The sequence below is a fragment of the Sandarakinorhabdus sp. genome (assembly GCF_041689835.1).
Classification (GTDB): Bacteria; Pseudomonadota; Alphaproteobacteria; order Sphingomonadales; family Sphingomonadaceae; genus Sandarakinorhabdus.
Genome location: NZ_JBDNFM010000245.1, coordinates 1 through 9210 on the forward strand (window position 1 = coordinate 1; position 9210 = coordinate 9210).

At 68.4% G+C, this 9210-nt stretch carries 8 protein-coding genes and 1 pseudogene; 3 read left to right on the forward strand and 6 right to left on the reverse strand.

Going from position 1 to position 9210, the window contains the following annotated elements:
• Window positions 1-6: 6 nt before the first annotated feature.
• From ACESL8_RS12705 to ACESL8_RS12715, 3 genes are all read right to left on the reverse strand, one after another.
• Window positions 7-348 carry a phosphoribosyltransferase gene (locus ACESL8_RS12705; protein ID WP_372919423.1) on the reverse strand — a complete coding sequence of 114 codons (342 nt, stop codon included), beginning with the start codon at window positions 346-348 and terminating at the stop codon, window positions 7-9.
• A gap of 157 nt (window positions 349-505) precedes the next feature.
• Complete coding sequence (locus ACESL8_RS12710; protein ID WP_372919425.1) at window positions 506-1231, reverse strand: hypothetical protein; 726 nt, start codon at window positions 1229-1231, stop codon at window positions 506-508.
• On the reverse strand, window positions 1221-1733 hold the full coding sequence (locus tag ACESL8_RS12715; RefSeq protein ID WP_372919427.1) for an RNA polymerase sigma factor: 513 nt from the start codon (window positions 1731-1733) through the stop codon (window positions 1221-1223). The genes ACESL8_RS12710 and ACESL8_RS12715 overlap by 11 nt, the downstream gene beginning before the upstream one ends.
• Before the next feature lie 74 nt (window positions 1734-1807).
• Here ACESL8_RS12715 and ACESL8_RS12720 point away from each other — a divergent pair, with 74 nt between their 5' ends.
• A complete protein-coding gene (locus tag ACESL8_RS12720) occupies window positions 1808-3127 on the forward strand; it encodes a S8 family serine peptidase (protein WP_372919429.1) in 1320 nt (439 codons plus the stop codon).
• Between the two features lie 100 nt (window positions 3128-3227).
• On the forward strand, window positions 3228-4424 hold the full coding sequence (locus tag ACESL8_RS12725; protein WP_372919431.1) for a hypothetical protein: 1197 nt from the start codon (window positions 3228-3230) through the stop codon (window positions 4422-4424).
• Between the two features lie 62 nt (window positions 4425-4486).
• Here ACESL8_RS12725 and purB read toward each other — a convergent pair whose 3' ends face one another.
• On the reverse strand, window positions 4487-5797 hold the full coding sequence (gene purB / locus ACESL8_RS12730; RefSeq protein ID WP_372919433.1) for an adenylosuccinate lyase: 1311 nt from the start codon (window positions 5795-5797) through the stop codon (window positions 4487-4489).
• An 83-nt stretch (window positions 5798-5880) separates the two neighbouring features.
• On the opposite strand from purB, the gene ACESL8_RS12735 reads away from it, so the two are divergent.
• Window positions 5881-8049 carry a primosomal protein N' gene (locus tag ACESL8_RS12735; RefSeq protein ID WP_372919435.1) on the forward strand — a complete coding sequence of 723 codons (2169 nt, stop codon included), beginning with the start codon at window positions 5881-5883 and terminating at the stop codon, window positions 8047-8049.
• On the opposite strand, the gene ACESL8_RS12740 is transcribed toward ACESL8_RS12735, so the two are convergent.
• Both ACESL8_RS12740 and ACESL8_RS12745 read right to left on the reverse strand, forming a co-directional pair.
• On the reverse strand, window positions 8034-8972 hold the full coding sequence (locus ACESL8_RS12740) for a PEPxxWA-CTERM sorting domain-containing protein (RefSeq protein WP_372919437.1): 939 nt from the start codon (window positions 8970-8972) through the stop codon (window positions 8034-8036). The genes ACESL8_RS12735 and ACESL8_RS12740 overlap by 16 nt on opposite strands.
• A gap of 49 nt (window positions 8973-9021) precedes the next feature.
• Window positions 9022-9210: pseudogene (locus ACESL8_RS12745) on the reverse strand (hydrolase); the annotation flags it as partial.

A 9210-nucleotide genomic window follows, 5' to 3' on the forward strand; every position in this document is an offset into this window, starting at 1 on the left:
CCCGCGTCACGCCGCCAACGACGAAAGCGGCCAGACCCCGCCCAATACCGCACCGTCGTGAATACGATGGGTTAGCGAGTCGATCAAATAGCCGAGCGCATAAACCTTCACCGCCTTGGCGTGCCGGTCGATGCCGGTGTAGCTGGTGGTGCGGATGGCGATGTGATCGCAGTCTACCCCGTGCACATCAAAAAATTCCTGCACGGCGATGCCGATCGGCGCGCCGCCACGCCAGATGCCGACGAGGTGGGTGGGGCGAAAGCCGCTCTCCAGCACCGCCCGCGCCAGCCGAAAACTGTCGCCCAACAGGCCTTCGGCGGTGAGCCAGATTTTCTTCACGTCACTCATGCCTGCACCGCCGCGCCTGGTGGATTACAAAGGTTATCGTTTGCGCCGATCCGTTCGCCGCCATTCGCAGCAAGCGGGGTGGGCTGGGGCGTACGCATGTTTGGCAGGGTGGCAGGATTTCTGCACGCAGGACAGCCCCTACACCCGGCGCCAACCCTTAGCGCCAGCCCAAGGCCCGCGCCGCCTGTTCCTGCGCCGCATTGAACGGTTCGCCGGCGATCATGGTATCAACCAGCGCGGCAACGCCTGGGCCGCTTGCCATGCGGTAACGGCCGTCGGCTTGCGAAGCACGTGCCAGTGCCGCCGTCACCGCCCAGCCGTCACCGGCGCGACAGGCGATGCCTTCCTGGCGCTCGGCCTGCCAGCTGCGGCACACGCGGCCTTGGCTGTCACGAAAGCTGATCGCCACTTGCACAGCGCCCGCATCCGGCGTGGCCGCCAGCTGGGTGTCGAGCGCAATTGCCAGTGGCCCCGCCGCCTGAAGCCCGCCCGCGCCGGGGACGACAAGCCCGGGAGCGCCTGAATCGAGGCTGGCGCGGCCGGCGAGCAGGCCGATGGCAAGGCTGGCGGCCAGCGCGGCAAACTGCGGCAGCCAGCGGCGCGGCGGTGACGTTTGCCCGGCGCGAGCAGCGCGCACAGCGGCAAGATCGGTGACGGCGGCTGCCGGCAGCGTCACTTCAGTGACCACTTGCAGGCGGGCCGGCACGGTTTCGGCCAGAATTGGATCGAATTCGGCACGCAGCTGATAGGCCACGGCGCGGTGCGCATCGGCCAGCGCCGACAAACGGGGATCGGCGGACACTGCGGCGGACACACGCGCCGCTTCGTCGGCAGACAACTCGCCATCAAGCCAGGCCAGCAATGCGGCGTCATCAATTGTCACGGTCATTCTCCTTGCCGGCCAGCAGCTGCAGCAGGGCGGTGCGCCCGCGCAGCAGCCGGGTTGAAACCGTACCGATCGGCAGGTCCAGCACCGCCGCCGCTTCGGCATAGCCCAGCCCTTCGATGGTGATCAGCGCCACCACCTCGCGCTGTTCGGGCGGCAGCTGCGCCAGCGCGCGGCGCACCGCCGCCAGTTCGGACCGCGCTTCGAGGCCGGGCTGCGGATCGTCGCCAACGTTCAGGCCGTCTTCCTCGGGCGCGCGGCGGGCGGATTGGCGCGCATTGGCGCGCGCGGTGTCGATCCACAAATTGCGCATCACCCGGAACGCCCAGGCATCGAAGCGCGTACCCGGCTGCCACTGGTCCCGGGCGCGCAGCATCCGTTCCACACTGGCTTGCGCCAGATCGTCCGAGTCGGCCGGCGGGCGCGCCAAAGCTGACGCCAGCCGCCGCAGCCGGGGCAGCAGCGCGGTCAGTTCGGCTGTGAACATATCTGCAGGCATGATTTTCCTTCATGCGGGAATAAACGACGAAGCTGCATCGTTTATTCCCTTGAGCCGTAAAAAAGGAAGCCATGATGCGTGTTTTGTCCCTTTCCGTGTTGATTGCCGTGCTGGCCGCTCCGGCCGCTGGCCAGCTGTTGCCGCCGGTCGGTGGGCTGGGGCCGGTGGGCGGCGGCGCGCTGCGTCCGCTGGATCCGCTGCTGGTACCCACCGCCGCGCCGATGCTGGGTGGGCCGATCGGCATCAGCGGGTTGGTTGATGCCGGCGCCATCCCCGCTGCCCGCGCGCTCGCCGATCTGCGCCGCGAACGGCTGCGCCAATTGGTGCGCAGCAACCGCGACGTGCTGGAAGCCGATCCGCAGGACAATCCGGTGCGGCGCGCCGAACTGTTGGCGCTGAATTTGCCGGCCGCCGCGCTGGCGCAGTTGACGGCGCAGGGTTTTGCCGTGGTGCGCCGCGAGGGCAGCGGCGCGGGCGGCAGCGGCGCGGGCGAAGTGACAATCCTGCGCCCGCCGGCAAAACTGAAGCTGGAAAAGGCGCTGACGGCCTTGCGCTCAGCAGCGCCGGGCATCGTTGCCGATTACAACCATGTCTATGAACCCGCCGGCGCTGCGTTGCAGGCTGCGCCCGGTGCAGCGATGATCGCCGCCAACGCAGGCGGTACTGGCAATGCCAGCATCGGCATGATCGATGGCGGGGTGGCAGCACATCCGGCGCTGGCTGGCGCGCGCATCGAACAGCGCGGCTTTGCCGGCACGGTGAAGGCGACCGGCCACGGCACGGCGGTGGCGTCGCTGCTGGTGGGGGACGCGGCGGGCTTTCGCGGCGCAGCGCGCGGGGCGCGGTTGCTGGTTGCTGATGTTTATGGCGGCGCAGCGGGCAATGGTTCGGCGCAGGCCATCGCGCAGGCGCTGGACTGGCTGGGCGGGCGCGGCGCGCAGGTGATCAACATCAGCCTGGTCGGCCCGCCCAACCTGCTGATGGCGCGCAGCATCGCCGCCATTCAGGCCAAGGGCATCGTCGTGGTCGCGGCGGTGGGCAACGATGGCCCGGCCGCGCCGCCGATGTATCCGGCGTCGTATCCACAGGTGGTTGCCGTCACGGCGGTAGACGCCAAGGCGCGCCCGTTGATCGAGGCCGGGCGCGCCGTGCACACCGATTTTGCTGCGCCCGGTGCCGATATGGCCGCGGCGTTGATCGGCGGCGGATACACGCCGGTGCGCGGCACGTCGTTTGCCGCGCCGCTGGTGGCCGCGCGGCTGGCGGCGCACCCGGCAAATCCGCTGGTGGCCGTGGCCGCCGAAGCCCGCACCACCGGCAACAAGCGCATCGGCATGGGCATCGTGTGCGAGACCTGCCGCAACGACCCACGGCTTCTGCGCGAAAAAAAATGACGAAATAAATGCGCCGGCGGGAAGAAACCCGCGCGCTGCATCGTTTGCTTGATGTGGACCTTGAAAAGGGCCCCGATCTGAAAACCAAGGGAGAATGACAATGAAGCGCATGATGATCTCGACCGCGATGCTCGCCGCCCTGATGGCTGCCGCTCCGGCCGCTGCCCAGTTGCTGGGCAATGCCGGCGGCGTGACCGGCGCTGTGGCAGGTGCCGGCCAACTGGGCGGGCAGCTGGGCGGCCAACTGGGCGCGATCGGCAATTCGGCCCGGTCGGTCACCGGTTCGGTGAATGGCGCAGCCAGCGGCAGCGGCAACGCTGCTGCCACTCGCAGCATCGACACCCGCAGCGGCAACGCCAGCGCGTCGGGCGCGCTGGCCGGCACCATCAGCGGCGCCGCCGACGGGGCGATTGCCGCCGCCGGGCCGAATGGCAATGTGGCTGGCAGCGGCGGGCTGGCTGGTTCCAAATCGATCGAGCGCAGCGCCGCCGTTTCAATTGATGCCATCGGCACCGATGCCCTAGGCGCGGCGGGCAGCGCTGCGCAGGATCGCACGGCAAGCGGTGCAGCCAGCGCCGCCGGGCAGGCGCAGGGGATGGCCCAGGGCACGGCCGGCCCCGCCGGCGACGCACGGGGCAACTTGATGGGCAGCGCGATGGGCAGCGCCGCGGGCGCGACCGATGCGATGACACAGTCGGCGGGCGCGGCGCAGGGCATGGCGGCAGGCCAGGCGCAAGGTGCCGCGACCCGCAGCGCCAGTGCTGCCGCCAACGGGCAGGCCGCCGAGCAGGCGAGTGGTCAGACAGGCCAGCAGGCAAGCGGTTCGCTGGTCGGCAATGCGATGGGCAATGCGGTGGGCAATGCGGTGGGCAATGCGCGCGGCATGACCCAGTCCGCCGGCGCAGCACAAGGCATGGCCAGCGGTGAGGCGCAGAAAAGCGTAACCCGCAGCGCCAGCGGGCAGGCCAATGGGCAGGCTAACGGTCAGGCCAATGGTCAGGCGGGCGGTTCGCTGGTCGGCAATGCGATGGGCGATGCGCGCGGCATGACCCAGTCAGCCGGCGCAGCAGAAGGCATGGCCAGCGGTCAAGCGCAGGGGAATGGTTCGGCGCAGCGCAAGAGCGCGAACGGGCAGGCCAATGGTCAGGCAGGCGGCTCGCTGGTCGGCAATGCCATGGGCAATCGCAGTGCGCCGGCAAACACGGCCCCGGCCAGCGCGCGGGCGCAACCGCCGCAGCAGCCTTCGTCGACAAGCCGCAGCGGCGATGGCCAGCCCGGCGATGCGCGGCAGCAGTAATCAGCGAGAATACTGCCAACACCTCGGCCCCGTCGCTCATCGCGGCGGGGCCGCAGGCGTTTTCAGCTGAAAACGCGGGCGAAAATCGTGTCGACGTGCTTGAAGTGATACTCCAGATCGAACAGCGTTTCGAGTTCGGCAGGCGGCAGGCTGGCGGTCACTTCGGCATCGGCTTTGAGCAGATCGAGCAGTTGCAGCGCGCCATCCGATTCCCACGCCTTCATGGCGTTGCGCTGGACCAGGCGATAGCTGTCGTCGCGGGTGCGGCCGGCCTGGGTGAGCGCCAGCAGAATGCGCTGCGAGTGGATCAGGCCGCCCATGCGGTTCAAATTCTTCTCCATCCGTTCGGGATAGATCAGCAGCTTGTCGATCACGCCGGTCAGGCGCACCAGGGCGAAATCCAGCGTGACGGTGGCATCGGGGCCGATCATGCGTTCCACGCTGCTGTGCGAAATATCGCGTTCGTGCCACAGCGCGACATTCTCCAGTGCCGGGGTCACCATGCCGCGCACCAGCCGCGAAAGGCCGGTGAGGTTTTCGGTCAATACCGGGTTGCGCTTGTGCGGCATGGCGCTGCTGCCCTTCTGGCCGGGGCTGAAATATTCTTCCGCTTCCAGCACTTCGGTGCGCTGCAGGTGGCGCACTTCGGTGGCCAGCCGCTCGACGCTGCTGGCGATGACGCCCAGCGTAGCGAAGAACATGGCGTGGCGATCACGCGGGATGACCTGTGTGGAGACGGGTTCCGCCGTCAGGCCGAGCTGCTCGGCGACATACTCCTCAACCTGCGGATCGATGTTGGCAAAGGTGCCGACAGCGCCGGAAATGGCGCAGGTGGCGATATCGGCCCGCGCCGCCACCAGCCGCGCGCGGTTGCGGGCAAATTCGGCATGGGCCTGCGCCAGTTTCAAGCCAAAGGTTGTGGGTTCGGCGTGGATTCCGTGGCTGCGGCCCATGGTGGGGGTGTATTTATGCTCCATCGCGCGGTGCTTGATCGCAGCGAGCAGCGCATCGAGATCGGCGAGCAATAGGTCGGACGCGCGCGCCAGCTGAACGGCAAGACAGGTATCGAGCACGTCGCTGCTGGTCATGCCCTGGTGCATGAAGCGCGCTTCCGGTCCAACCTGCTGCGCCACCCAATCGAGGAAGGCGATGACGTCATGCTTGGTCACCGCCTCGATGGCGTCGATCGCGGCAACGTCGATCTTGGGATTGGTCGCCCACCAGTCCCACAGCGCCTTGGCTGCCGTCTGCGGCACCACACCCAGATCGGCCAGCTTTTGCGTCGCATGCGCTTCGATTTCGAACCAGATGCGGAAACGGGCTTCGGGTTCCCAAACAGCAACCATTTCGGGGCGGGAATAGCGAGGGATCATGTTTGGGCCTCTTTGATGTGCGGCGCGCCTAGCACGAGGCGATGCGATTGCCTATCTGTCGGATGGTGAACCCGCCTCCATCCTTGCCCGCATCTCGTGTCCGCATCATCCCCTTCCAGCATGGGCTGGGGGCGCTGGATTATGCCGTGCCGGCGGGCATGGTGCTGGCGCCCGGTGACGCGGTGGAGGTGCCGCTGGGCCCGCGCCGCATCATCGGGGTGGTGTGGGATGCCGAGCGGCTGGCCGCGCCTGATGTTGATGCGAGCCGGCTGCGCCCGGTGGCGGCGCGGCTGGACCTGCCGCCGCTGGCCGAGCCGCTGCGCCGCCTCATAGAATGGACGGCGGATTATTATGTCGCCTCGCTGCAATCAGTGGTGCGCATGGCGTGGCCTTCGGTGGCGTTCCTGAGCCCGCGCGAATTCACCGAATATCGCCTTGGCGGCGCGCTGCCAAAGCGGCTGACGCCGGAGCGGAGCCAAGCGCTGGAGCGGCTGGAGGACAGGCAAGGCTCGGCGCGCGATCTGGCACGGATGGCGGGGGTTTCCGAAGCCGTCATCCGCGGCCTTGTTACCGCCGGCACATTGGTGGCGGAGCGCGTTGCCGGCGACGCCAGCCCGCCCGAGCCCGATCCCGATTACGCGCCGCCGGTGCTTTCGGCGGATCAACAGACAGTTGCGATCGAACTTGTGGCCGCAGTGGATGCCGGGCACTTCGCGCCGATTTTGCTGGAAGGGGTGACGGGTTCGGGCAAGACCGAAGTGTATTTCGAAGCCATTGCCGCCGCGATCAGGGCCGGCGGGCAGGCGTTGGTGATGGTGCCCGAAATCGCGCTCACCGCGCCGTGGCTGGCGCGTTTTGCGGCGCGCTTCGGCTGCCAGCCGCTGGCGTGGCACAGCGACCTTAAAACCAGCGAGCGCCGCGCGGCGTGGGCCGCCATCGCCGATGGCCGCGCCAAGGTGGTGGTGGGGGCGCGTTCAGCTCTGTTCCTGCCCTATGCCAATCTGAAAACCATCATCGTCGATGAAGCGCACGAGGCCAGCTTCAAGCAGGAAGAGGGCGTGCATTATCACGCCCGCGATGTGGCGGTGATGCGCGGGCGGATGGAGGGCCTGCCCATCATCCTCGCCACCGCCACCCCGGCCATCGAAACCCAGGTGCTGGCCAGCCGCGGCACTTATCGCCATCTGGTGCTGCCCAGCCGTTTTGGCGGCGCGGAGTTGCCAGAGGTCGTGCTGGTCGACATGACCCGCCATCCGCCGGCGCGCGGCACCTGGCTGTCACCGGTGCTGGTCGCCGCGGTTACCGATGTGCTGGCCAAGGGCGAGCAATCGCTGCTTTTTCTCAACCGGCGCGGATATGCGCCGCTCACCTTGTGCCGCAGCTGCGGCCACCGCATCCAGTGCCCCAATTGCACGGCGTGGATGGTCGAACACCGGCTGTCGCGGCGGCTGGCGTGCCACCATTGCGGCCACCAGACACCGGTGCCTGAAGCGTGCCCCGAATGCGGCGAGGCCGATCACCTGGTGGCCTGCGGGCCGGGCGTGGAACGCATTGCCGAGGAAGTGCGCCGCACCTGGCCCGCCGCGCGCACCGCCGTGGTGACCAGCGACACCATCACGTCGCCGGCGCGCGCCGCCGCGCTGGTGGCGGCAGTGGAGGGGCGCGAGGTCGATGTGATCATCGGCACCCAGATGGTGACGAAGGGTTATCATTTCCCCGATCTGACGCTGGTGGGCGTGGTTGATGCCGATCTGGGGCTGGCCGGCGGCGATTTGCGCGCCGGGGAACGCACCTGGCAGCAGATCGTCCAGGCCGCCGGACGCGCCGGACGCGGGCAGAAGCCCGGCCGTGTGCTGATCCAGACGCATCAGCCGCGCAGCCCGATCATGCAGGCGCTGGCAAAGGGTGATGCCGCCGCGTTTTTCGCTGCCGAAATCGAGGCGCGGCGCGATCTGGGCCTGCCGCCGTTCGGGCGGTTGGCGGCGCTGATCGTCAGTTCCGAGGATGCTGCCACGGCAAAATCCGCCGCCGACACGCTCGGCACCGCCGCACCGAAGCGCGATGGGCTGCTCGTGCTCGGCCCCGCCCCCGCCCCGCTTGCCATGCTGCGCGGGCGCCACCGCCACCGCCTGCTGGTGCAGGCCCGGCGCGATCTGCCGTTGCCGGCCATCTTGCGCGAATGGGTTGCCGGCGCCGCGCTGCCCGCATCGGTGCGCGTGGTGGTGGATGTGGACCCCTACAGCTTTGTTTGAGCTGCGGCGGCGCTGCGGCGGCGCGCAACAGCCCCCACCAAACCAAAGCCAGCGATCAGCATGGCCCAGCTGGTTGGCTCGGGCACGCCGGTAACGACTGCGCCCTGCGCGATGGCCGAGCTGAGGCCGCCGGTGATGACGGCTTGTTCTTCCACCGTCAGGTCGCTGCCCAGCAAGGTGCGATAGGTTGCGCTTGCATCGGCAAAGCCGCCGCGGTTCACCGGCAGCTGCAGGCCATTGACGACGAGCACCGACTGGCCGGGCATCAGCAGCAGCGAACCGCCCGAGCACGCTGTGGTGGTGGCGGTGAAGGTGGCGTCGCCGCCGGTCAGCACGCCGCTGCTGCTGCCCACGCCGCGAACGCCGGCGGTGCCGCAACTGGCGTAGAACAAGCTGCCGAACAATTGCTGCGGGGTGGTGAGGCCGGCGACGGCCGACGGATCCCAGATGCCGACATAGCTGGTGTAGATGGCCCCGCCCGGGAGCGCGCCGCCGCCGGGGCTGGTCGAGCTGTTGACGAGGTGCAGCGAAGCGGTGAGCGAGAGGCGCGTCGGCACGGTGCCGTTCCAGGTGTAGGTCTGGAACGCAAAGCTGTTGATGTTCATGCGCACATTGCCGCCGGCCTGGGTGGCGGCGCGGATCACCGCCAGATCGAGCGGGCCGGTGTAGCGCACGTCGGACCAGGCGAAATTGCCCGGCGACGGCCTGAAATAATTCAGCCCGCCCACGCCGGCGCCCCCGCCATACTGGCTGGCGGCAATGCGTTGGCCGAAGCCGGCCCCGTCGCAAAGTTGGCTGCTGGTGACGAGATTGCAATTGCGCTGTGTGGCGAAGCTGGCGGAGCCGACGGATGCGGCAGCGGCCGGAAGAACGCCGACAGAAACGCCAAAGGCAATGATGGCTGAAGTAATATAACGATGCATTTTATTCCCCTTTGGTAAACTTTACGGGGATATCCTGTCTTTGCAAGGGCTACAGCATCGAGGCGTCCACTGGCAGCCCGAGCAGCACCCGCCCCGCCAGTTCCAGCGTGGGCGGGGCGACCATCACGTGCTGCGTTGCTACATGGGCGTCGCGGAAGCGGCGGCCCAGCGGGTGGCTGGCATAGACCGAGGTGCCGCCGGCGAGTTCGTGCATCTTGGCCGCCACCCGCGCCGAAAC

Coding starts and splice junctions, on each gene's coding strand:
- ACESL8_RS12705 (WP_372919423.1), bottom strand. CDS start 348: ATGAGTGACGTGAAGAAAATCTGGCTCACCGCCGAAGGCCTGTTGGGC.
- ACESL8_RS12715 (WP_372919427.1), bottom strand. CDS start 1,733: ATGCCTGCAGATATGTTCACAGCCGAACTGACCGCGCTGCTGCCCCGG.
- ACESL8_RS12720 (WP_372919429.1), top strand. CDS start 1,808: ATGCGTGTTTTGTCCCTTTCCGTGTTGATTGCCGTGCTGGCCGCTCCG.
- ACESL8_RS12725 (WP_372919431.1), top strand. CDS start 3,228: ATGAAGCGCATGATGATCTCGACCGCGATGCTCGCCGCCCTGATGGCT.
- purB (WP_372919433.1), bottom strand. CDS start 5,797: ATGATCCCTCGCTATTCCCGCCCCGAAATGGTTGCTGTTTGGGAACCC.
- ACESL8_RS12740 (WP_372919437.1), bottom strand. CDS start 8,972: ATGCATCGTTATATTACTTCAGCCATCATTGCCTTTGGCGTTTCTGTC.